The following is a 23932-nucleotide window of genomic DNA, read 5'->3' as shown; positions in this document are numbered from 1 at the left end:
TTGCATTTTTCCTCGGAATACATTTGATCCTAACATAAAAAATGTTCCCAGACACAAGCTAAGGAAGTGACAGGTGAAGATATGCGATCGCGGTTTGTTTGTCGTTCAATGGCCAGTTAGACAGGTTGAGGAAAGCAAAGGTGACTGGAGGGTATTCATATGGAAGCAGAAAGCAGCATGATCAAAGAAAATTGGGTAGGGTTAGCGCTGCAAGACTACAAAGTAGGGTTGGGGCGCCTGCAGGAGCAATCCCCTCACTTAGTGGATAGCTTCAACCATTTTACCGACACGTGTTTTCAAGCGGGAGCGGTAGATGCGAAAACAAAGCAACTGATGGCGTTAGCTATTAGCGTCGTCGCAAACAGCGAGTATTGTACGATATATCACGTGCAAGGGGCGCTTGAACATGGAGCGACGGAAGAAGAAATATTGGAGGCGGTCGGTGTCGCTACTGCTTTTGGCGGTGGTCCCGCCATCGCCCAAGGGGTGACGCTCGTGCAGGATGCGGTGCAAGAAATTCAGCAACGCGACGGGAAACTACAGGACGGGAACGCACGAGGAAACGTGCACTAAGTACGTTACTTACTTTTTTACGCGTTATTTACAAGAGATAAAAAACGTCTCCGCCTCAGTTTTTCCACACAAGCGGGGAGCAATAAAGTGAACGAAGAAAATTAAGTGAAAAAGGTGCAAGAGCCGAGTTCCCCACTCGGCTTTTTCTTTTGCTGCGATATTTAACATTTACAATGACATTCATTAACAATGATCACACAAGACGTTTACACGCCGTTAACTGCTGTTTGACGCATAGTTAATATTCACCGTTTAAGCTATTAATTGTAATGCGCATCTACGTAGCTTGCGTGATTTGCAAAAGCCCGCACATCATTTTATAAGGGGAGGGGACTAGCTTGAAGCGATGGGTGAAAGCGACACTTTGTTCGTCGTTGGCGCTAGGGTTGCTCGCATTAGTCGTCGGTTGTCAAACGGCGCAGTCGAGTGGCAAGACAAGTAGGGATGCAGCTGACGGCAACGGCGGCGATCCGGTGACGATTGAGTATTGGCACGTGAACTCCAAAGATTGGGGCGGTGACGGCGTTAAAGAGATTGTCAAAAAGTTTAACGAAACACACGAAAATATTCGTGTCGAGGAAAAGTATCAACCCGGTAACTATCCCGGTCTGCTACAAAAGGCGCAGGCGGCGATTAGCGGTGGCAACCCGCCAGATGTCGCGCAAATCGGGTACAACTTTATTACGTACGTCGATGAGAACGTCCCGTACACGCCGATCGAGGAGTTAGCTACAAAAGATGCGGAGGAGCCGAATTTTGTCGAGGACAACTTCCTGCCGAACATTTTGGACCTTGGCCGCACGGGCAGTGAAAAGTTGGCTGGATTGCCCTACGCGGTCAGTAACCCGGTGCTGTATTACAACGCCGATCTACTCAAGGAAGCGGGTGCCGATCTAGATAAGCCGCCACACACGTGGGAAGACGTACAAAAGCTTAGCGAAAGGGTGCGGGACAAAACGGGCAAGTACGGGCTTTACATTCAGGAGCCACCGGATAATTGGGCTCAGTATGGTCTCGCGAAGTCGAATGGCGGCGATTGGCTGCGAGAAGAGGGTGGCAAGTTAAAGGCAGCGTTCGACTCGCCGGAAGTGACTGAGGTGTACGACATGATGGGGGAAATGGTGAAGGACAAACGCGCGCTCCACGCGAATTGGGAAGAGGGGATTCAAGCTTTTTCGAACGGCAAGGTAGCGATGATGCTGACGACGATCGGCAAGCGGGAACATATTGAAAGCCAGAGTAAGTTCGATGTACGCACGACGTTGTTCCCGACGTTCGGCGATAAGCCGCGTGCGATTCCTGCCGGCGGTAACGCCTTGTTCGTATTAGCGACAGATGCGCAAAAACAGGCGGCTGCGTGGGAATTCATTAAGTACTTACAGTCACCTGAGGCGCTGACGATTTGGGTGCAAGAAACGGGCTATTTGCCACCGCGCAAAGGGGTGGACGAAGATCCAAAGGCACTTAAACCGTTCCTCGATTCTAACCCGTTAATGAAACCGGCGTTGGAGCAAATGGACGTCGTCGTTCCGTGGGTGAACTTTCCGGGTGCGAACGGTTTGCAAGCCGAGCAAGCGCTGATCGATGCGCGCGATGACGTGCTCACCGGCAAAAGTACAGCGAAAGATGCCCTAAAACGAGCGGCAGAGAAAGTGAACGAGCTGCTGAATTAATGGTCTTCGCTAGGATATCCTGTTTGTCACCTTGATTGGACATCCTGTTAGGACATCCTGATTGGACATCCGATATGAGAAGGAACGATCGCTCTGCATGGAGAGGGTCACTATGCTTTTCCAAAATAGCGAAAAAAGGGGAGACCGAGGAATGGCACTTTCAATTAGCTTGTTGCCTTACATGAACCGCATCAGTGAGGCGCAAGAACTTCTATACACGTGGGAAGGTGGCATTGAAATACTTACCGACGGCCCGGAATGGAGGGAACATCCGTACGATTGGCAGCGCGAGCGGGGCCGTTTTTCCTCCTACAGCGGTCCACTCAGTGTACATGCGCCGATTTTTGAAGTGAACTTAGCAGCTTCGCGCTACCGCACCATCCGGGAATATTCGTTTGCCGTGTACAAACAGTCGGTGGAGTGGGCGGCGGCGATCGGTGCGACACACGTCGTCATCCATCCGAACATGCATCTTGCGCCCATTTTCAGGCGGGAGCAGGCACAAGCGTGGGCCAAAGTGTATTTGCGAAACTTGGGGCGGCTCGCCCACGATGTCGGGGTAAAAGTTGTCGTGGAAAACGTCGGTGCGGCCGAGACTGCCTTATTTAATCAAGTCGAGTTTACGCAGTTGTTTGCTGAAATCCCTGAAATCGACGCGCTAGTCGACATCGGTCACGCCCACATGAACCGTTGGGACGTGCCTAGTTTGTTGCGGCAGTTAGGGGAACGAGTCGCCGCCGTACACGTGCACGACAACGACGGCGTCCGCGATTTGCACCTACCGGTCGGCACGGGAACGATTGATTGGGATCCGGTGTGGGCGGCGCTCGGCGAGTACACGCACGACTGCACGGTCATACTCGAATACGGCATCGGCACACCGTTAGATACGTTGCTTGCACACGGTGAGGAAGTCGCGCGGCGGTTGGCGGAGGAAAGCCATGTCACGCTCTCGGCGCAGCAAACCTTTCACGAGCAAAGGAGTGGCGCGCGATGAAGTTGCAGCGGTGGAATGCGCAGAAAGTCGCGAAAGTCGCAAAAAAAATAAAACCGTACGTGTACATCGCGCCTGCGGTCATCCCACTGCTCGTATTCGTTTACTACCCACTCTTGCATTCGTTGACCATTAGCTTTTTCAATTGGAACATGGTGAGTCCGAACAAACAGTGGGTCGGGTGGGACAATTACAAAACGTTAGTGTCGAGTGACGAGTTTTGGACGGCGGTGCAAAATACGGGGCTTTACATCGTGCTCTTACTCGCTTTAATACTCGTCGCACCGTTTTTCGTCGCCTTTGCGGTGACGCGCGTTAGAGGGCAGTGGCAGGCTTTTTACAAAGGTGCGATTTTCACTCCGACCGTCGTGTCGCTCGCCGTTGCCTCGATTGCGTTTTTGTGGTTGTTTAACCCGTTGATCGGCATCGTTAACGAGCTACTTGAATGGATCGGGCTCCCGAAAGTCAATTGGTTGACTGATCCGGAGTGGGCGTTAGGGTCAGTGGCGATCATTACGGCGTGGAAAACGTTTGGGTACCATTTTATCGTCTTGTTAGCCGGTTTGCTCGCTGTACCGCAAGATGTCATTGAGATGTCGAGGGTTGAAGGATTAAAACGCGCATCTGGTTTGTTGCGCAATATATATGTGCCGCTTAGCGGCGGTACGTTGTTGTACGTGTTTGTCATTACAGTCGTGTTCGGGATTCAGCACGCGTTTGTACCGATCCAAATGTTGACGAACGGCGGGCCGAACCAGGCGACGAGCCACATCGTGTTTTTAGTGTATCAATATGCATTCCAGTTTTTCCAAAGCGGTTTGGCCTCGGCTGTAGCGGTCGTAACGTTTTTGCTGTTCCTTTTGCTCATTTTGCTGCAGGCGTTCGTGATCGATCGGAGGATTTACTATGAAAATTAAGTGGAATGCGTGGCATGTGCTGTTGTTAGTCAGTGTCGCCATGAGTTTATTTCCACTCCTGTGGATGGTCAGTACGGCGTTTAAACAACCGGAGCAAATTTTTGACGACTACGCTAATCCCGTGCCGCTGCCGCCTTCTTGGGACAACTATGTCCACGTCCTCACGGGTGTGCCGCTGCTACGCTTCTTCTTTAACTCGTTCGTCGTCGCGATTGTCGTGACTGCTTTTCAGTTAGTGTCGAGTGTGCTAGCGGCGTACGCGTTTACGCAATTCCGCTTTTGGGGACGAAACTTTTTGTTCTACTTAGTCGTCGCGAGCATGCTCATTCCGGTGTTAGTGACGATGCTGCCGAACTATTTGCTCATTAGCGACATGGGGTTGCTCAACACGTATACGGGGCTCATTTTGCCGCAATTGGCTAACGGAATGGGCGTTTTTTTGCTGCGGCAGGCGTTTCGCAGTGTGCCGCCCGGGCTGTTGGAAGCGGCGCGCGTCGACGGTGCGAGTGATTGGCAGCGCCTGTGGGGCGTCGTTTTTCCTGCGGTTCGTCCGACGGTCGTCGCCCTCGGGATTTTGTTTTTTATTAACGTGTGGAACGAATACTTTTGGCCGCTTCTCGTCATTAACGATGAAGGGATGTTGACGGTGCCGCTCGCCTTGCAACTGTTTATCAACGCGGAAGGCGGTTCGTCGTGGGGCCCGATGATGGCCGTGGCGACGCTCGCTTCGTTACCGCCGCTACTCGCCTTTTTGTTCGTGAAGAAGCACATTATGAGTAGTTTCCTCCACACGGGGGTGAAAGGATAGTCGCTCGCGTATGAAGGGGAGGTGGCAGGTTGCTCGTGTGGCTGGTGAGGTAGGATAGGAGGACGTGGCTGCTAATGAAGGTCGAAGGTGGCTAAGCTACGACCTATCTTTAGGATGTTTAAGGACATTAAAGAAGATTTAACAGGGTTTAGGTTTAGGAGGGTTTAGGAGGATATAAGAAGGTTAAGAGGGTTTAAGAGGATTATACACCGCGGCTAAGGGAGGCGCAGGCATGATGACGAAAGGTGATATTCGTTTTATCGATGTAGAAAAGCGTTTTGGCGACGTGCAGGTCATTCCACCGCTACGTCTTACAGTCCGGAGTGGTGAGCGGCTCGTGTTACTCGGTCCATCTGGTTGCGGCAAAACGACGGTGATGCGCTTAATCGCCGGATTAGAGGAGCCGTCGGCGGGGGAGATTTATTTTGGCGATCAATGCGTGAACGATGTCGACGCGAGTGAACGGCACGTGGCGATGGTGTTCCAAAACTACGCCCTCTACCCGCACTTGTCGGTATTGGACAATTTGACATTTTCGTTGAAATTGCGCAAAGTGAAGCGGCAGCAGCGGGAGGCGCGCGCTAGAGTAGCGGCGCGCATGGTGAACATTGAACACTTACTGCAGCGTAAGCCGCGAGAACTGTCCGGTGGGCAGCGGCAGCGCGTGGCGTTGGCGCGGGCTGCCGTGCGCGAAGCGCCGTACTTTTTGCTTGACGAACCGCTGTCCAACTTAGATGCGCAGCTGCGCCACAGTGCGCGGGAGGAGTTAGTCGAGTTGCACGAGAAGTTAAGGACGACGATGGTGTACGTCACTCACGACCAAGTGGAAGCGATGACGGTCGGGCAGCGCATCGCCGTGTTAAAGGACGGGCAATTGCAGCAGATTGGGACGCCGCAGGAGATTTACGAACAACCGGGGAATGTGTTCGTCGCCCGCTTCGTCGGCAGCCCGACGATTAACATCGTCTCTGTATGGTTGGAAGGGGAAGGTATTGTTGTTGCGGAGGCATCCGATGGTAAACCTATTCGGTCGAAAGGGCAGGTACTGCCGTTGCCGCAGCACATGCGTTTCGCACTCGAAAAGCACGTACGCGGCAATGGGCTTCAACTCGGTGTGCGTCCGGAAGATGTGCGAATCGTATCAAAGGGTATCGTTTCCACTCGGGCGACTATTACATCTCCGGAGGCCGTTACTACTTCGACGACTGATTGCATCGCGGGCAGTTGCGCGTCGGCGATTCGCATCCACGGCAGGCTCGTCCGTGTCGAATACTTGGGGCACCAGTATGTGTATCATGTGCGCGTCGGCAGTCAGATCTTGCGGGCGACGCGCACAGGGGCGCTCAGTGGAGCCGTAGAAAACAGTAAACCCGATCAACCGGTGCTACTTGAATTGCCCTTAGCGAATGTCCATTTTTTCCAAGCAGACGGTGATGAGACGCGTATTGAACTTCCACTTAAGCGTGGAGAGGCGCAAAGGCGAGTCGGAGCACAAACAGAAGAGCGCATGGTGCTATCGGGGTAATTTTGCGGTAATATAAGCGACAAATATAAATATATAGGTCTAGACGAAAAGTGGGTCTAGACGAAGAGTTCAAGGAAAAGGGAGATCGCGGTACAGCTCGCTAGCTCAATGTTAGTGATGTCTGTCACCTTGATCTCCTAGTAAGACAGGGGAATGTATCAAACTGAAGTAAAAATTATGATTGCTATTATTATGCGTATGTAGTAAAATGCATCTAACACACAATTTGGAGAATTCAGGGTAAAGTAATAGTATTGAGGTATCACGCTGGACTGAACACATTGTTTATTGAACTTGCAACTGCTACATTTGTACATAAGTTTATCGTCAACGGGAATAGCTGAAACGGTATGGCTGCAATTATTTGTTTGGCAGCGGTATCATATCGGTGTCACTTTATTTTGTTGCATAAAGTAAAAGCGGTATCTCTATTATTCTAAGTGGGCAATCAGTCGCAAGGAGTGGAAACGAATGCTGCCGATCGGGTCTGTCATATGTCTTCACGATGGAACTGTCCCGTTAATGATCGTCGGTCGGAAAACTGTCGTCGGTAACGACAGCATGACCGAGGATGTTTACTTTGACTATATGGGTTGTTTTTATCCGGAAGGCATCACCGACGAGGATGTGACGTTTTTTAACGAAGAAGACATTAAAGATGTCATTTTCCGCGGGTATGTGACTAAAGAAGAGGAAGAAGTTGTCGGGATGATGGAGGAATGGGAGCAATTGACTCCACTTGCCAAAGGAAATATGGCCGAGAATAATGCGCCGCCCGTGCAAGGTAAATCCGCAGAATCGGGTGATACCGATGGATTATGATACGCGGATCAAGCATTTAGGCGAAGTCTTACAGGCACTCAAAGATGCTTCATCGATCAGTAGCGGTTTTGCGAATGAGATCGATTACGCGATGTGGCACAATAGCCGATCGCTTAAAGCAAATGAGGCGATCGTTGCAAAAAGGGAGCGGCATCTGGCGAGCTACGCAAAACAGCATTCGCAACTAATCCGTGCTGTCGAAGAACAGTTAAAAACGGTCTATACACGAAAACAAGAGGAATATAAGCACTATTATTCTATTCTATTCCCAAAGACTCGCGAAGAACGGGCATCGTACATGGAGGACGCGGTGATGGATCCGAGTGTACTAAAGTTGCTACAACATTTATTTTAACGAGACGGGCACATTTTTAAAGTTGGAGTCCGTTGATTAACGGGGGTGTCGACGAATGCTTACTCACACCGCAGATGGCGGGGGTGGCCCGGGGGCGCGAATTTCCTACGATTCGGAACAAACAACTCACGGGATGTCGAAATTAAAAAGCGATCTCGATCTTTTTGCCGAAGCGAACGACCAGACCCGTTCGCAAATGGAGCAGGCCCTCGGTGAAATGTCAGGCGAAGCCGTCGAGGCGTACAAAGAGACGTTCGAGGAATACTTGCAATCGGCCGAACTCGTTGTGCAACACATGACGACGTTTATCGAGCTAATGGCGATCGTCAATGAGCAAATAACGGGTGCCGATGAGCGGAGTGCCAATATGTTGGATGAAGGGGCATGACAGTTTTCCTGATAACATGCTGTCTGTTACCACGACCGGTCAGATCTTTAACTAAGAAGGAGGCTACGATAGCAATGCCAACATCAACGATTATTATCGATCGTCACCTCATGGAGGAAAACTTCGGGAATGCCGTCAAGACACAAACAGAGACGATGCTGGAAACATTAAAGGCGTTCAAGAAGACCTTAGTGGCACAAGGTTTTTTAAATAGTAGTCTGTCCCCGATCGTCGATTATGCCGAAGCGTTAACTCGCCTTCTGGAAATGCTTATTCGCATTGAAGGAACGCTCCGAGAAAATGCAACGGGGATCGTAGAAAACTTCATGCAAGTCGATGAAGGGATCAGTAGGGAAATAAGTTGAAACTATTTAATTCATAGCGGTCAAATGTTGATAGGCCGATACAGATGTTGTCAATAGAATGGGTAAGAATGGGTGAATTAAAGTTGGGTCAGGGTTGGTCAAAGGAGTGATTAAAGTGAGCAAACTCGTCGTCAATACATACGAGATCGCTACATACTTTAAAGATGTCCACCGTCATTTTTCCGAGCAGGAGGAGGTCATTAGCGAGCATTTAAGCATTTACCGCAAGGCGCGAGACACGCTTGCCGCGGAAGACCTCTCAGCGATCGAGCATGTCTTGGCACCTGTCGAGCAGCTCGGCAAAAAATATGTGGACGACATGATGCCGTTTATACACGACATGTACTACACCGGCCGTCCGCTAGAGCCGTATCAAGACGCCCTGCTTGCGATCAACCACTTTTTGACGGATCATGAGATTACGCCCTTCATCAAGGAAATTGATAAAATTCACGCGGCAGATCAGACGGTAGAAGTGGAAGGCATTAACGGGATGACTCCGGAGGAACTTGCAAAAGAGGCGCTATATGAGGCGGGGGAATTTGCTGGTATTAACGACTTTTATCGTGCTATTTTCGGCGAGGAGCCCATTTTTGAGCAGGAAATATCGGAGGAGGAGTGGGAGGAGTCTGTTGCTTGGGGGATTCTAACGATATTTCCCCCCCTCACGATTGAGTAAGCATGCGAAAATGGGTAAAGTAGGTCGCGGTGTTAAAGGGACGATAAAGGGAACAAGGGCGGCCAAACGGTTTAAGGCTACAAAAGAGACAGTGGCTCGAATTAAGGAGTACGCGAATAGACTAAAGAACAACGGGAAGCTTGACTTCGTCAGAGCAGTGAAAGTTTGAAGGAGTATGCGGAAAGGCTGGCACAAGACCTTCAGGGACGTCGTCCGGCGACTGTAGGTGTGCCCAATGATGCAGGGGATACGTTTCGTCTGTCTAAGAAGGGGAATGATTGGCGAGATAGAAATAGAGTTCCTGATGTCCCTCCCGTTCGCTATAAAAATGTTAAAATAACAAGTAAAACATTTGGTAAGCCAATTGAAGTGATTTATCGGGGCAAAAAAATTAAGATACGAGTCGATGCTGAGCCAGACGGAGTAAAATACAAATTCAAGCGGGTGGTGATAAAAGGTCAATAATTGATTATAGAATTGATCCAAAGCTACCGTTAGAACCACAGATACCGAATAGTCTAAAATTAAGTAAAGGGAAGAAAAAGGAACTACTAAGTAATTTAGAAAAAGCTGTACGCTGGCTGAATAATTAGGAGGAATAATGAGATTTTTTCTGAAAACAAACGGTAAAACATGTCTTCCCACTGCAGATGAATTAGTCGCGAAAATGTGGAAAGACGGTGTGAACGTATCGAGGGTTGGGTGGCAAGAAAGTTTAAGGGAAAGTACTGGTCTCACATTATCATGGGATAAGTGGCTTGACGATAAAAGATGGAGTGGAAACTTACAGTCTAAAGAAAACATCTATTTTGAAGTTGTATCTTTAAATAGTGATTTGCATTTAGTATTTGTCGAGGTTGATGAAGACGCGTGTTTAGTCGACATCAGGGCGGTTCACAAGGCGGTCATTCACATTGCTGAAAGATGCTGCGCCAAGATAAGTATTGACCAAACGACATGGATCGATGTAGATGAATATCGTCAAGAGGCTAAGGAGTATATACAATTGTCATTTGAGGAAGCGAATGAAAGAAGTCTTCAGGAGTGTATGGAATAGGGGTGCCCGGGGAATATGGGCATTCGATGTATTTTGACCCACCATTTATTGAATTTGTCGATGACATAAAGGCGGAGAATTTTATCATATGATCAGCATTGAACCGCGTATATCATCGGTTCGTACTGATCGCCACAAAAAAACCCTTGACATCGATAATACCTTATGGTTATGATAAATGAAACATTTTTCAAGCAGCATTGCCAATACAGTCATTAAAAAAATTGCATACGTACTTATCGAGAGTGGTGGAGGGACTGGCCCGATGAAACCCGGCAACCTCAGTTTACGAACTGAAAGGTGCTAATTCCCGCAAAATGGTTGACCCGTTTTGGAAGATAAGAGTGTGTCTAACGACGCAAATGCGCTCCTCTTTCCAATATGGGAAGGGGAGCTTTTAATTTTTGGAAAGGAGCGGGTTGCAGCGGTTATTTGTTATCCATGACCAGTACACGTGTACACGTGAAACGCAATACGGTTTGTAGCGTCCAAAAAGCAGTCGATCGCAAGCAGTTAATCGAAAGTAGTCGGCCGCAAGCAGCGCAAGTAGTCGCAAGCAGCACAAGTAGTCGTTCGAAAGTAACCGAACAAAAGCTGTCCGGCACAAAAGACAAGCGCGTTATGGAAGAGCTTTGGCAAGAAAGGTTTAGGTGATGTAAGTTGGTATGTACGACAAAAAAGGGTAGTTCCGGGAAAATAGTCGCAGCGGATAATCCGGAAGTATTGCAGCGTTTAACAGGTATTTTGCAACGGTTGCAATTCGGTTCGGTGACGCTAGTAGTACAAAATGGTCAAGTCATTCAAATCGAGACAAACGAGAAAGTGCGGTTAAAGTGAATAACACAAGTGAAAGAATGATTCGGCTGACTAGACAAACTAGAGGCCGCCGTTGATCCCACGTGATGTTGTGAGGGATCCGGCGGCCTCTTTCTTTGTTTCGCGGATGTATCTCGGGATTTATGGTGGGATTTTGTTTTGGGAGGTTCCCATCATGTGATCAATGGCTTACTAACATGTTTCATCCGGCTTTGTACAAACTTGGGCTTCACACTAACATATGCTGTCACCGATGAGGACGGGTGTGGACACAGACATGTGATGTCACCGATGTAAAAGACAAGGAAGGGGGATGTATCCATGCACATTGAGACGACGCTCTGCCAAGCGGGGGTCGACAGGGAGGAACGCACTGGAGCGGTCAGTTATCCACTCTACCTCTCAACGGCTTACCGGCATCCGGCAATTGGGGAAAGTACCGGATTCGATTATGCCCGCACGGCAAATCCGACGCGGCAGCAGGTTGAACAAGTACTCGCCGAATTAGAAGGTGGCTGTCGCGCGTTGGCGTTTAGTTCCGGGATGGCGGCCATTCACGCCTTGCAAAGCTTGTTTTCTTCCGGCGACGAGATCATCACTCCGCTCGATTTGTACGGCGGCACATATCGGTTGTTTGCAACGACTTTTCGCCAAGCGGGGATCGTCGTGAAAACAGTTGACCTGCGCGAGGCCGGGGCAGTGGCAGCGGCGATGACGTCGCGGACGAAAGCCGTGTTTTTAGAGACGCCGTCCAATCCGCTCATGCACGTCATTGACATTGCAGCTGTGGCGGCTATCGCCAAAGCGCACGGCGCGTGGACGATTGTCGACAACACTTTTTTGACGCCGTACGTACAGCAACCGCTCGCGCTCGGGGCGGATCTCGTCGTCCACAGCGCGACGAAGTACTTGAGTGGTCACAACGACGTGTTAGCTGGTGCGTTAGTTTGCACGGACGAGGCTCTCGGCGAACAACTACACGCGGTGCAAAATGCGACAGGTGCCGTACTCAGTCCGTTTGACAGCTGGCTGTTGTTGCGGGGGTTAAAAACGTTGGCACTGCGCATGGCGCGCCATGAAAGTAACGCGAAACATGTGGTTCGCTTTTTACGACAGCACCCACTAGTGACGGACGTGTACTATCCGCAAGTGTACCGTTCGCCAGATGCATTAAAGAAGCAGACGTTGGGGCAAAGACAGCCGCATGGCATGCCTTCGACAGAGGAGGCGGTTTTTGTCGATTGGCGGGATCACCCCATGGGGCGGGCGACCATCTCGAGTGAGAAGCCGCTTTTCTCGAACGAGTCGTTGAGCGCAGGAGGTGACTTCTCCACCGACGAGACAGACGACCTTTACCGATGCGGCGGTGGCATGATTTCGTTCAAGGTTCGCGATCGGCGGCTCATCCCACACATTTTACAGCAGCTGCAGGTGATCGCTTTTGCGGAAAGCTTAGGTGGGGTGGAAAGTTTTATGACGTATCCAACGACGCAGACGCACGCTGACGTCCCGGAGGAGGTGCGCGAACGCATCGGCGTGAGTGACGATTTGTTACGCCTCTCGGTCGGGATCGAACACGTGGACGATCTGTGTGCCGATTTGGCGCAAGCTTTTGCCTTTGCCGAGCGGTGTTCTCCACGAGGGGTTTAGGGCAAAAAGCGGTGTCAAAGTGAAAAAGGTAAGGGGGTGATGTTCCCTAACAGTCGCTGGAATGGAAGTTATGAGGAAATCATGCAAAGCGAAAATGACGTAACGAACAAATGACGATCCCTCGAAATAACGTTAGGGGGACGAAAGGGGCGTGTATAAGGATGGATTTCGCCACAAAGTTGGTGCACAACCGCGCCAGTGTCGATCCGGTGACAGGGGCAGCGGGAGTACCTATCTATTTAGCGTCGACGTATGCGCAAGACGTTGACCAACTCGACCAGCTCAACAAACTCAACCTGCCGAATCAACAAGGTGCGTTCCGGCTGGACCAACGCGGAGGGTCTAACACGTACGACTATGCGCGGTCGGGCAATCCGACGCGTCACGCGCTCGAAGAAGTGATTGCCGAGTTAGAAGGGGGTGAGGCTGGGTTTGCCTTTTCTTCGGGGATGGCAGCTATTTCTACGGTGCTTTTAGGCTTTTCTAGCGGCGATCACCTCGTCGTTTCCGCTGACGTTTACGGAGGGACGTACCGGCTCATTGACCAAGTGTTACCACGCTTCGGCATGACGGCGAGTTTTGTCGACACGACTGACATCGCCAGTGTGCGCGCAGCGATTCGCCCCGAGACGAAGGCGATCTATGTGGAGACGCCGTCTAACCCGCTGTTGAAGACGACGGACCTTCGCGCGATCAGTGCGCTGGGTCAGGGGAGAGGCTTACTGACAATTGTCGACAATACGTTTTTGACACCGTACTATCAACGGCCCCTCGCCTTAGGATGCGACATCGTCGTACACAGTGCGACGAAGTTCCTCTCCGGACACAGCGATGTCGTCGCGGGGTTAGTCGTTAGTAACGACGCCGCTTGGACAGCGAAAATCGCTTATTTGCAAAACGCGCTCGGCGCAGTGTTAGGGGTACAAGACTGTTGGTTAGTGCTAAGAGGATTAAAAACGTTAAAGGCGAGGTTAGACTTATCGACCATACACGCGCAGCAATTAGCGGAGTGGCTAGGTAAGCAGGAGTGGGTGCGGCGCGTGTACTACCCCGGTTTGCAAAACCACCCGGGACACGAACTGGCGGAGCGTCAGACGAGTGGTTTCGGGGCCGTACTCTCGTTTGAGGTGGCACGCGACGAACACGTGCGGGCACTACTGAAACAGACGAAGCTTCCCCTCGTCGGTGTCAGCCTTGGGGCGGTTGAAAGTATTTTGACACATCCAGCGACGATGTCTCATGCCGCGATGCCAGTGGCGGATCGGGTACAGCGCGGTATTAGTGAGCGGCTGCTGCGGCTGTCGGTCGGGTTAGAAGATCCGCGGGATTTAAAGAAAGATATTATTCAAGCGATAAGGAGTGATCACGATGAGTATTCACGTGCACGGATTGCGCGAGAAGCTTAGGTATGGAAAATTTGTCGTCACGGCGGAGGTGGAGCCGCCGAAAGGGAGTAACCCGCAGTCGACGTTAGACAGTGCGAGCCGCATCCGGCCGTGGGTCGATGCGTTCAACATTGCAGACAGTCCGATGGCGACGATGCGGATGAATCCGTTCGCCCTCGGTCACATTTTGCAAGAAAATCTCGGGGTAGAAGTCATTCCGCACGTTACGTGCCGGGATCGCAACGTGATCGGGATGCAAGCGGAGCTGTTAGGGGCGGCTGCCCTCGGCTTGCGCAACTTTTTGTCACTGACTGGCGACGACTGCCGACGCGGGGATCACCCCGATGCAAAAGGAGTGTTCGAAGTGGACACGGTCGGTCTCATCAGCCTCGCGCAGCAGTTAAAACTCGGCAAAGACAAGACAGGTCACCCATTAAGCAGTATTCCCGATTTCTTCATCGGTGCGGCGGCGAATCCCGGCAGTGACGACTTGCCGCGCGAAGTGGCGCGTTTGAAGAAAAAGTAGCGGCGGGGGCACAGTTTATACAGACTCAACCAGTGTTTAGCCGCGATGTTGTCGAACAGTTTTTAACGGCGACTGGGCATCTCGACGTACCGATTTTGTTCGGCCTCATGCCACTAAAAAGCTACAAAATGGCGCGTTATGTCCACGAAAAGGTGCCAGGAATCACGCTCAGCGACGAGGCGCTCTCGCGGGTGCAAGCGGGTGGACGGGAGCAAGGCGTGCAAGTTGTCGCCGAGTTACTCACACAGATCCGCCCGTTTGTTAGTGGGGTGCACATCTACCCGCTCGGCGATGCATCGCTCGTGGAGCAACTGTTTGCCGCCGTCGGTGAATCGAAGGGTGTGGCAGATGCTCTCGAAGCACACGTAGCAACAGGGGCAGGTAAAAGTGTTGTCACCAAAACGGGTACAGTGTAGCAACTGAAGTGGGTACAGGTGATTGAACAAAGATCTGTACAGCATAAAGAAGCGGTGTGGCGATCTAATAAAGATAGGATGGCAAGGATGAAAGAGAGAAGAAGCGTTTCGATAAAATAAATGGGCAAATAAAGCAAAACGGTAAGAAAAATGAATCGGAAAGGAGAAGATCGTATGTCCAACAACGTCATTACGAGCAATATCGGTTATCCGCGCTTCGGGAAAAAGCGCGAGCTTAAGAAGGTGCTGGAAGCTTATTGGAGTAAGAAAATCGACGAGGAAACGTTTACGGCCAAAGTGCGTCAATTGCAGCTCGAACTGTTGAAGACGCAGCAGGAAAAAGGGGTGGATCTCATCCCTGTCGGCGATTTTTCCCTGTACGATCACGTGCTCGACCACGCGATCATGTTCGGCCTCATCCCGGATCGGTTCAAAGACGTGATCGACGACCCGCTTTCCCTCGACACGTATTTTGCCTTAGCGCGGGGCAAGGCGGGACGTCCCGCGTGCGAGATGACGAAATGGTTTGACACGAACTACCATTACATTGTCCCGGAGTTTACCGGTTTCACAGTAACAGATCCGGCTGGAACGACAGGTGCTGATGGAACGAGCAGGGGGAAAACGGGGGTACAAAGTAGGAAGGTAGCGGGTACGAGAAGTGGGGAGGTAGCGAGTGTAGGAGTAATTAGTACGGAAGAAGAAGCAAGTTCGCAGGGGACAAATGTGGGAGACGCGATTCCGGAGATTACAACTTCTGCGGTAACGGGTTCAACGGTTACGGAAGGGCTGCGGCTACTCGAGAACAAACCGCTTAAGGCGTATCAATTCGCCAAAGAACAGTTAGGCATCGACGGTAAGCCCGTGCTACTCGGGCCATACACCTTCCTCAAGTTGGCTAAAGGATACCGTCCAGAACAGTTTCCGGTGTTGTTAGCCCGGTTAACCGAACTGTACCGCGAGGTCATCCTACAGTTGCAGGCGGCAGGCGCGCGCTGGATCCAGCTCGACGAGCCGGCGTTCGTCCTAAGTGACGTCGCGCAGCATGTTCCGCTTATTCACACCTGTTATGAACAACTCGTCGCAGGGGTTAGCGGGAGCAAGCTACTCATTCAGACATATTTTGACGGACTAACCGCTTACCGCGAGCTCGTGACGTTGCCGGTCCACGGCTTCGGGTTAGACTTTGTGCGCAACGGGCGCAACCTCTCGCAACTGAAGCAATACGGTTTTCCGCAAGAGAAAGTGTTAGCCGCCGGAGTCGTCAACGGGCGCAACATTTGGAAGAGCGACCTCGTCCAGACGCGGGCCTTAATTGACGAAGTGCAAAACGTGAGCGGTGCGAAGCAAGTATGGCTGCAACCGTCAGCTAGTTTACTGCACTTACCGCATACCGTATCGAGTGAAGATCAGTTACCTACCGTGTTGCAGGGCGGTTTGAGTTTTGCAGAGGAGCGGTTAGACGAATTGTGCCTCCTCCGGACGGCGTGTAACGAGGGATTACAAACTGTCGTAAGCGAATTTAGGCAAAACAGTGAGGCGTTATCTGCCCTGAAGCAGTCGGCGGTTCGCAATGACGACGCAGTGAAAGCGCGCCTTGCGGCAGTTGGTGACGACGACTTCCGACGGGCGTCGGCGTACGGCGAGCGGGTGAAAAAGCAGCGGGCAAACACACCGTTACCGCTACTGCCGACGACGACGATCGGTAGCTTTCCGCAAACGCAAGACGTGCGGACACAGCGTCGCCGCTGGAAAAAAGGAGAACTGGACGACGTGGCTTACCGCGCGTACATTCGGCAGCAAATCGCTGACTGTATTGCCTTTCAAGAACGCGCCGGACTCGATGTCCTCGTGCACGGCGAGTTTGAACGCAACGACATGGTCGAGTTTTTCGGGGAGAAACTAGTCGGGTTTGCGTTTACGAAAAACGGTTGGGTACAGTCTTACGGGTCGCGCGGGGTGAAGCCGCCGATTATTTACGGCGATGTGTCGCGTCCGGAACCGCTAACGGTCGAGGAGACAGTGTACGCCCAGTCGCTCACTGAGCGTCCTGTAAAAGGGATGCTCACCGGACCGGTGACGATTTTGAACTGGTCGTTTGCGCGCGAAGATATTTCCCGTCAAGATATCGCCTTCCAAATCGCACTGGCGCTACGGGACGAAGTGCTCGACTTGGAGCGTCACGGCCTGAAAATTATCCAAATCGACGAGCCGGCGTTTCGCGAAGGGTTGCCGCTGAAAGAGGAAGACCAGCAGCAGTACACAGAGTGGGCGGTGAACGCGTTTCGCCTCGCGTCGAGTGCGGTCAAAGACGAGACGCAAATTCATACGCACATGTGCTACAGCGAGTTCGCAGAGACGATTGCAGCGATTGACGCGCTCCAAGCAGACGTCATTTCCATTGAGGCATCTCGTAGCCACGGAGAACTGATCGCGACGTTTGAACAGTACGACTACCCGCGGCAAATCGGGTTAGGCGTGTACGATATTCACAGCCCGCAAGTGCCAGCACAGGAAGAAATCGTGCAGACGATCTTACGCTCCATCCGCGTGATCGCGTCGGAGCAGTTCTGGGTCAACCCCGACTGCGGGTTGAAGACGCGCCGCGAGGAAGAGGTTGTGCCGGCATTAGAGAACCTCGTCAAGGCGACGCGGCGGGTTAGACAGAAATTGGGGCTTGAGCAGAACGAAATACCGATCGGTGGGAGGTAATAGGGGTAATATGGAGCCGCATTTGAAGGTGAACTAAGCAAAGAAATAAGCAGCAAGGGCTGACCAAAAACACCACAACGCGTTTAAGTCAGCCCGCCTTTTAAACAGGAATTATACCCTTAGGTGTCAACTACATCTCGTTCTAGAAAAAGGCTAGTCTGTAGTCAGACCAGCCTTTCACAATTTTTATCCACGACCATGCATTCAATAGGCTTAATACCTTAATACGTTGCTTTGAAGATGTCGATAATGTCTTGCTCTTTCCCTTGAATCGGGTTGCTAAAGGCATTACCGTCTTGCAGCGCCATTTTTGCCATATATTCAAAGTCCTCTTCTTTGACGCCTAACGCGCGCAAGTTTGCTGGAATATTGACGTCTGTCGACAAGCGCTTAATCGCGTCGATCGCTTTGTCCGCCGCTTCAATCGTAGATAACCCTTCGATGTTTTCCCCCATAAACTCGGCGATGTCAGCGAATTTCTGCGGGTTCGAGATAATGTTGAACTTCACGACGTGCGGCAAGAGGACGGCGTTAGCGACGCCGTGCGGGATATCGTACAGTCCGCCTAACTGGTGAGCCATCGCGTGTACGTAGCCGAGGCCGGCGTTGTTAAAGGCCATTCCGGCGAGTAGTGAGGCGTGGGCCATGTTTTCGCGGGCATCGATGTTTTTCCCGTAGGCGACCGCCTGGCGCAAGTTGTTGGAAATGAGTTTAATCGCTTGAATGGCGGAAGCGTCTGTTACCGGGTTCGCCCCGAGCGAGACGTACGATTCCACGGCGTGGGTTAATGCATCCATCCCGGTAGCCGCGGTTAGTGCCGGCGGTTTTCCCACCATTAACTCAGGGTCGTTAATGGATACGAGGGGGGTGTTTCTCCAGCTGACGACGACGAATTTAATCTTCTTCTTCGTGTTCGTGATGACGCAGTGGCGCGTCACTTCACTCGCCGTGCCGGCTGTCGTGTTTACGCAAACGATCGGCGGAAGCGGGTTTTCCAGCGTCTCAATGCCAGCATAGTCTTCGTACAAATCGCCGTCGTGCGTGGCAGCGATCCCGATCCCTTTCCCGCAGTCGTGGGCACTGCCGCCGCCGACAGTCAAAATGAGGTCGCATTTTTCTGCTTCGTATATTTTTAAACCGTCTTGTACGTTCGTATCTTTCGGGTTGGGCTCGACTCCATCGTAGAAAGCGAAAGCGATTCCAGCTTCTTGTAGTGAGGCTGTTACTTGATCGACTGGCCCACCTTCGAGATTGCGCAAAAAGCGATCCGTGACGATTAACGCTTTCTTCGCTCCGAGAATTTTACATCGTTCACCGGTAATTTTTACAGATCCTCGACCGAAATAGTTTACGTTGGGCATAAAGAAATCGTACATGAATACGTCCCCTTTTTGTTAAGTGTGTTTGCATACCGGATACAAACTGAAGTGAACACATCGTAGTTATCATTAGTGTTCACTATGTATTATAACATGTTTTGTATCGTATTATGATTTAGAAACGACATGTGTCCGAAAAAAAAACTATTGGTAAGTGGGCGAGGCGACTATGAAGTCACCCGAGCGTATCCATTCAAAAAACGAAAAAACATATAGTGAAATGTCATATGTATTATAAAATTATTATTCAAGTAAAACCATCCACCGCCCGTGAATGTGGACGTTTCGGTGACAAGTTATTGCCCCGTATTGTATGCTGAACAGAAGCTGTATACTGGAATGAGCAGACGTTTAGCGGATATGGCATTAAGAGCTGCATCAAGTGACTAAAACATAGAAGGGTGACAAAGGTGACGATCTACATTGGGATTGACGGTGGCGGGACGAAGACGGCGGCAGTCGCCGCCGATGCAGAGGGCAATATTCTCGGGGAGGCGCTCGCAGGATCTTCCAACTTGAACGGGACGAGTGAGGCACACGTGCTAAAGACGTTTCACACGATAAAGGCACAACTTGCCCCACACGTTCAAAGCTGGCGTGACAGCGTCATTTTTGCGGGGGTTGCGGGGACGAGTCACTCGGCGCAAGCGGAAAAAGTACACGCTTGTTTGCGCGAGGCCTTCGGGAAGGAGCCGCGCCTGACGTTAGACCACGACGGGATGAACGCGTTAGGTTCGGTGACGTTTGGCGGGCCGGGTGTCGTGCAAATCGCGGGGACGGGTGCAATTACGTTCGGCATCGGCAAGAAGGGTGAACGGTGTCGCGTCGGTGGCTGGGGCTATTTGTTAGGGGATGAGGGGAGCGGCTTCCAACTCGGGCGGCGCGCGCTGGTCCAAGTGATGAAGGCTTACGACGGGCGCGGGCCAGCGACTGCTTTAACCGAGTTGGCGCTAAGTAAGTGGCAAGTTTCTTCACCGGCCGATCTCATTCCAAAATTGTACGGAAGTGCGTTTAAAGAGACGATCGCTTCGTTTACGTATGAGCTGTTCCAAGCGCACGCTGACGGTGACCGCGTCGCGGCGGAGGTTGTAGCCGAGGCGGCCGACGAGTTAGCCCTCGCCATTCATACCGCGCTTACGAAACTCGACCTCACGGGCGATGCGCCGCGCGTCGGGTTAATCGGCGGGGCGTTCCAACCGGCACTGCAGCAATTGTTGGCGCAAAAAATGGCGCAGTCGTTCGCCGTTGCGCCTAAGTTTATCCGTCCGCAGGTCGAACCGGTGATCGGGGCGCTCGCTTGGGCGTACACACAAGCCGGCCTCGCCCCGCAGCAGTTGTTGCAAAAGTCGTTCGCGTGACGCGTTATACCGACCACATCACGGGTTTAAGCCCACCACATGTCGGTTTTACGCCCACTACATGTCAGTTTTACGCCCACCGATGGCGGTTCTACGCCCACCACATGTCGGTCGGCTGTTCTTCAATGAGAACGGACTGCAAGTTGCGCACGGCGCGCATGAATCCTTCGTCGATCGACATGAGCGGATCTTCGTGCTCGATACTGACGACGTAGTCGTACCCATACGTGCGCAAGGCGCTCATCATGTCGGACCACTCTTGCACGCTGTGGCCGCAGCCGACTGAGCGGAACGTCCACGCCCGCGTTTGGACGTTACTGTACGGTTGCATGTCAGTGAGGCCGTACATGTTGACGTTATCTTGGTCGACGTACGTATCTTTGGCGTGGAAATGGTGGATCGCCTGCTCTTTTCCGAGAATTTTTATGGCGGCGACGGGGTCGATCCCTTGCCACCACAAATGACTAGGGTCGAGGTTTGCCCCGACAGCTTCACACGTCGCTTCGCGCAGCTTGAGCATCGTGTACGGCGTATGGACTAAGAAACCGCCGTGCAACTCGAGCCCGATCTTGACGTGGTGGTCTTGCGCGTAACTCCCCCACTCTTTCCAGTAAGGGATTAATTTCTCTTCCCACTGCCACTTAAGTACGTCGCCGTATTCGTTCGGCCACGGGGCGACGGGCCAGTTCGGATATTTTGCCGTGTCGCAGTCGCCGGCGACACCGGAAAAACAGTTGACGACTGGTACTTCTAACAGTTCTGCTAGCTGTACCGTTTTTACAAACGTATCGTGCGATGTTTGCGCGAACGTTTTGTCGGGGGAGAGCGGGTTGCCGTGGCAACTGAAGGCGCTAATCGTCAGCCCGCGCGACTCGATTTCTTGCAGATAGCTTTTCCGCTTCGCCGCGCTGTCGAGCAGCTCGTCGAGTTGGCAGTGGGCGTTGCCTGGAAAGCCGCCCGTCCCGATTTCAACTGCCTTTAAACCGGCGCTTTGCACGTCATCGAGCATTTCTGTAAAGGGACGATCTGAAAAAAGGACTGTAAATACCCCGAGTTTCATTACTCATATCTCCTTTCATTAATAGAAAAAGGCTAATAGAAAAAACGCTCACTTTCATCGTTAGGACTGGTTCGAACGGCTCTTTATGCGATACAGTGAACGTCATCGCGCGGTTGTCTGCGCATTGGAGTGTCTCCGTCTTCGGCGCCTGACCCGTCTTGGGCGCTGACCCACCTTGGGCGCTGACCCGCCTTCGGCGCTGATCCGTCATCATCGCTTACTCGTCATCGCTTACTCGTCATCGCTTACACATCAGCGCTTACACTCCTTCGTATCCGCCACTTGCTTATGTGTTGACGTCAATGCACACGACTGCTTTCGCCTCTTGTGATTCGAGTGCTGCCAAAATGACGGCGAGGGACTTCATTCCTTCTTCGCCGCTGACAGCGGGCTCACTGTCGTCGCAAATGCACGAGACGAACCGATCGATCACCCCAGAATTGTGTTGTTCACCTTCTTCGTTCGACTGGATACTTGCGAGTGCGTGGCGTTCCACCTCGCCGTTCGCATACTGCACGATGAGCGGGTGTGCGGGATCTTCTTCGAGACGGAGAGTCGCCTTCTCCCCGTAAATGACTGTGGAATTGTCCTCTCCGGCGTTGTACGACCAGCTGGCGGTCAATGTGCCGACCGCACCGCTTGCCATTCGTAGCACGCACACCGCATTGTCGTCGACATCTGTATCCGTTTTCGCTAGCGTGTCGACGAAAGCGGCCACTTCGACGACTTCTTCGCCGAGCAAGTAACGGATGAGATCGGACTTGTGTACGCCGAGGTCGCCCATGGCGCCGACAAATGCTTCGCTCTTGTTAAAAAACCAACTTTGTATACCGTCGATGCTCCAACTTTCCGGTCCTCTGTGACCGAAAGCAGTGCGAAAACTGTATACTTTTCCGACGGCTCCGCTCGCAATAAGCTCCCGCGCTTTTTTGTGTGACGGGACGAACCGCTGGTTGTGGGCGATCATCAGTTTTTTGCCATTTTGTTTCGCGGCGGTGATCATTGCGAGTGCTTCCTCGCGAGACGTCGCCATCGGCTTTTCACACAACACGTGTTTTCCAGCGTTCAAAGCCGCTACCGTCAGCGGTGCGTGGACGTTGTTCGGCGTACAAATGCTAACGGCAGCGAGATCAGGATGCGCGAGCAGCTGTGTGTTGTCGGTATACGCGGTGGCTCCGTATTTGTCTGCGAGTTCTGCTGCGCGGTCGGTGTGCGGGTCGCTGACGGCGACAATTTCCACCTGTGCGTTGGCTGCATACTCCGGTAAGTGGCGGTGTCTAGCGATACTGCCGCACCCGATGACACCTACTTTTAACTTTTGCATACGTACAGTCACCTCTTTAAAGTTATTTAGGTTAAAAAGCAAAAGACATCATCCGTACATTTTATGTTCCGCCACAGTGAGCTAGTAGACAGAGATTCTTTCGCCATCTGCCATGTCGCACGATTACAATGTCGACTGACGTTATCGCGCCCTGACGCTTACGCCAAATAAATTAACTCGGTGTATGCGGTTCGAGCGGCGGTACCCAGCCATATCTCGGACGTTCGCGATTGACGCGGTGCGCCCATCTGACGGCGTTTACAATGACGCGCTGCACGTTAGGATCGTGGTACGTCGGGTGCGTTTCGTGTCCGGGGCGGAAGTAAAAGATTTTGCCGTTGCCGCGGCGAAACGTACAGCCACTGCGGAATACTTCTCCGCCGGCAAACCAGCTTATGAATACGAGTTCGTCTGGGGCTGGGATATCGAAGTGTTCCCCGTACATTTCTTCCTCGGTTAGTTCGATGTACGGCCCGATGCCAGCAGCGATTGGATGGGTCGGGTCGATTACCCACAGGCGCTCCTTTTCACCGTCTGCACGCCACTTTAGATCACACGACGTTCCCATCAACTTTTTAAATACTTTCGAGAAGTGGCCGGAGTGGAGGACGATCAAGCCCATTCCGTCCAAGACGCGCTGCTGCACAGCGGCGACGACCGTATCACTTACTTCTTTGTGTGCCTTATGTCCCCACCAAATTAACACGTCGGTAGCGTCCAAAACGTCGGCGGTCAAACCGTGTGCCGGTTGGTCAAGCGTTGCTGTTCTCACAGCTAAGCCATCCTCTGCGGTGAGAAAGTCGGCGATGGCGTTGTGAATGCCGTTAGGATAAATTGCGCTTACTTCCGGGTTGGTCTGTTCATGGCGATGTTCATTCCATACAGTGACGTTAATCATGTGCATCCTCCTTTTCCTTGTTAGGAGATGGGTGCCCCAGTATCAGTTGATGAGACAACGGTACAACTGTAACAATACTCCCAGCATACACCGAACGAACAGCGCTGACTACCTCTTTTCGATAAGAAAGGCGGAAAACCCACTGTAAAATGTATTCGTTCATACATTTGTAAGTGATGCCATTGATAGCGGGTGTGTTCTGTCCACACGTTTTGTCACTGGTGAAAGGAACCTTTTCATCTGTTTTGTTAC

General features: G+C 51.9%; 25 protein-coding genes and 1 riboswitch. Of the genes, 21 read left to right on the top strand and 4 right to left on the bottom strand.

From position 1 onward, the window contains the following. Positions 1–159 precede the first annotated feature (159 nt). The 20 genes from BN1247_RS13330 (at position 160) to metE (ending at position 17661) form a co-directional block, all read left to right on the top strand. Positions 160–573 carry a carboxymuconolactone decarboxylase family protein gene (locus BN1247_RS13330; protein WP_054950834.1) on the top strand — a complete coding sequence of 138 codons (414 nt, stop codon included), beginning with the start codon at positions 160–162 and terminating at the stop codon, positions 571–573. A 338-nt stretch (positions 574–911) separates the two neighbouring features. Further along, the gene (locus BN1247_RS13325) at positions 912–2246 is read left to right on the top strand and encodes an ABC transporter substrate-binding protein (protein WP_054950833.1); all 1335 of its coding nucleotides are present in this window, start codon (positions 912–914) and stop codon (positions 2244–2246) included. Between the two features lie 151 nt (positions 2247–2397). Then, positions 2398–3243: a sugar phosphate isomerase/epimerase family protein gene (locus tag BN1247_RS13320; protein ID WP_074011170.1), complete on the top strand. Its 846-nt coding sequence runs from the start codon at positions 2398–2400 to the stop codon at positions 3241–3243. Continuing rightward, a complete protein-coding gene (locus tag BN1247_RS13315; RefSeq protein ID WP_054950832.1) occupies positions 3240–4157 on the top strand; it encodes a carbohydrate ABC transporter permease in 918 nt (305 codons plus the stop codon). The genes BN1247_RS13320 and BN1247_RS13315 overlap by 4 nt, the downstream gene beginning before the upstream one ends. Continuing rightward, a complete protein-coding gene (locus BN1247_RS13310) occupies positions 4147–4965 on the top strand; it encodes a carbohydrate ABC transporter permease (RefSeq protein ID WP_054950831.1) in 819 nt (272 codons plus the stop codon). Before BN1247_RS13315 ends, BN1247_RS13310 begins: the two co-directional genes overlap by 11 nt. 235 nt (positions 4966–5200) lie before the next feature. After that, positions 5201–6490 (top strand): ABC transporter ATP-binding protein, encoded by a 1290-nt coding sequence (locus BN1247_RS13305; protein ID WP_147675310.1) that lies wholly within the window; start codon positions 5201–5203, stop codon positions 6488–6490. A gap of 471 nt (positions 6491–6961) precedes the next feature. Then, complete coding sequence (locus BN1247_RS13300; RefSeq protein WP_054950829.1) at positions 6962–7312, top strand: DUF4176 domain-containing protein; 351 nt, start codon at positions 6962–6964, stop codon at positions 7310–7312. Continuing rightward, positions 7302–7667: a hypothetical protein gene (locus tag BN1247_RS13295; protein ID WP_054950828.1), complete on the top strand. Its 366-nt coding sequence runs from the start codon at positions 7302–7304 to the stop codon at positions 7665–7667. Before BN1247_RS13300 ends, BN1247_RS13295 begins: the two co-directional genes overlap by 11 nt. A 133-nt stretch (positions 7668–7800) precedes the next feature. After that, positions 7801–8055, top strand: a complete 255-nt coding sequence (locus BN1247_RS13290; RefSeq protein ID WP_187119793.1) for a hypothetical protein — start codon at positions 7801–7803, stop codon at positions 8053–8055. Positions 8056–8129: 74 nt separating this feature from the next. Further along, complete coding sequence (locus tag BN1247_RS13285) at positions 8130–8420, top strand: hypothetical protein (RefSeq protein WP_054950826.1); 291 nt, start codon at positions 8130–8132, stop codon at positions 8418–8420. Between the two features lie 115 nt (positions 8421–8535). Next, complete coding sequence (locus BN1247_RS13280; RefSeq protein WP_054950825.1) at positions 8536–9099, top strand: hypothetical protein; 564 nt, start codon at positions 8536–8538, stop codon at positions 9097–9099. Positions 9100–9264: 165 nt separating this feature from the next. Next, a complete protein-coding gene (locus BN1247_RS13275) occupies positions 9265–9564 on the top strand; it encodes a hypothetical protein (RefSeq protein WP_054950824.1) in 300 nt (99 codons plus the stop codon). Positions 9565–9700: 136 nt separating this feature from the next. Next, complete coding sequence (locus tag BN1247_RS13270; protein ID WP_054950823.1) at positions 9701–10156, top strand: hypothetical protein; 456 nt, start codon at positions 9701–9703, stop codon at positions 10154–10156. A gap of 233 nt (positions 10157–10389) precedes the next feature. Further along, positions 10390–10501: riboswitch (SAM riboswitch) on the top strand. Between the two features lie 96 nt (positions 10502–10597). Next, entirely contained in the window at positions 10598–10810 is a 213-nt protein-coding gene (locus BN1247_RS13265; RefSeq protein ID WP_054950822.1) for a hypothetical protein, read from the top strand. Between the two features lie 69 nt (positions 10811–10879). After that, on the top strand, positions 10880–10993 hold the full coding sequence (locus BN1247_RS17275; protein ID WP_390622073.1) for a DUF2292 domain-containing protein: 114 nt from the start codon (positions 10880–10882) through the stop codon (positions 10991–10993). A gap of 300 nt (positions 10994–11293) precedes the next feature. Further along, positions 11294–12622 carry an aminotransferase class I/II-fold pyridoxal phosphate-dependent enzyme gene (locus BN1247_RS18250; RefSeq protein WP_054950821.1) on the top strand — a complete coding sequence of 443 codons (1329 nt, stop codon included), beginning with the start codon at positions 11294–11296 and terminating at the stop codon, positions 12620–12622. A gap of 161 nt (positions 12623–12783) precedes the next feature. Then, positions 12784–14028, top strand: coding sequence for a trans-sulfuration enzyme family protein (locus BN1247_RS13255; RefSeq protein ID WP_054950820.1), 1245 nt, complete (start codon positions 12784–12786; stop codon positions 14026–14028). Continuing rightward, positions 13991–14533 (top strand): methylenetetrahydrofolate reductase, encoded by a 543-nt coding sequence (locus tag BN1247_RS18450; RefSeq protein WP_197278553.1) that lies wholly within the window; start codon positions 13991–13993, stop codon positions 14531–14533. Before BN1247_RS13255 ends, BN1247_RS18450 begins: the two co-directional genes overlap by 38 nt. Before the next feature lie 32 nt (positions 14534–14565). Next, positions 14566–14949: a hypothetical protein gene (locus BN1247_RS18445; RefSeq protein ID WP_261796046.1), complete on the top strand. Its 384-nt coding sequence runs from the start codon at positions 14566–14568 to the stop codon at positions 14947–14949. A gap of 174 nt (positions 14950–15123) precedes the next feature. Then, positions 15124–17661, top strand: coding sequence for a 5-methyltetrahydropteroyltriglutamate--homocysteine S-methyltransferase (gene metE, locus BN1247_RS13245; RefSeq protein WP_054950819.1), 2538 nt, complete (start codon positions 15124–15126; stop codon positions 17659–17661). A 221-nt stretch (positions 17662–17882) separates the two neighbouring features. Here metE and BN1247_RS13240 read toward each other — a convergent pair whose 3' ends face one another. Continuing rightward, positions 17883–19037, bottom strand: a complete 1155-nt coding sequence (locus BN1247_RS13240; protein WP_054950818.1) for an iron-containing alcohol dehydrogenase — start codon at positions 19035–19037, stop codon at positions 17883–17885. A gap of 413 nt (positions 19038–19450) precedes the next feature. Here BN1247_RS13240 and BN1247_RS13235 point away from each other — a divergent pair, with 413 nt between their 5' ends. Further along, positions 19451–20398, top strand: coding sequence for an N-acetylglucosamine kinase (locus tag BN1247_RS13235; RefSeq protein WP_054950817.1), 948 nt, complete (start codon positions 19451–19453; stop codon positions 20396–20398). A 91-nt stretch (positions 20399–20489) separates the two neighbouring features. On the opposite strand, the gene BN1247_RS13230 is transcribed toward BN1247_RS13235, so the two are convergent. From BN1247_RS13230 to BN1247_RS13220, 3 genes are all read right to left on the bottom strand, one after another. After that, positions 20490–21458: a sugar phosphate isomerase/epimerase family protein gene (locus tag BN1247_RS13230; protein ID WP_054950816.1), complete on the bottom strand. Its 969-nt coding sequence runs from the start codon at positions 21456–21458 to the stop codon at positions 20490–20492. Between the two features lie 286 nt (positions 21459–21744). Continuing rightward, positions 21745–22782 carry a Gfo/Idh/MocA family protein gene (locus BN1247_RS13225; RefSeq protein WP_054950815.1) on the bottom strand — a complete coding sequence of 346 codons (1038 nt, stop codon included), beginning with the start codon at positions 22780–22782 and terminating at the stop codon, positions 21745–21747. Positions 22783–22954: 172 nt separating this feature from the next. Then, the gene (locus tag BN1247_RS13220) at positions 22955–23680 is read right to left on the bottom strand and encodes a ThuA domain-containing protein (protein ID WP_054950814.1); all 726 of its coding nucleotides are present in this window, start codon (positions 23678–23680) and stop codon (positions 22955–22957) included. Positions 23681–23932: the final 252 nt, after the last annotated feature.

This window comes from Numidum massiliense, assembly GCF_001375555.1.
GTDB classification, from domain to species: Bacteria; Bacillota; Bacilli; order Thermoactinomycetales; family Novibacillaceae; genus Numidum; species Numidum massiliense.
This window is presented reverse-complemented; position numbering and strand designations above follow the sequence as displayed.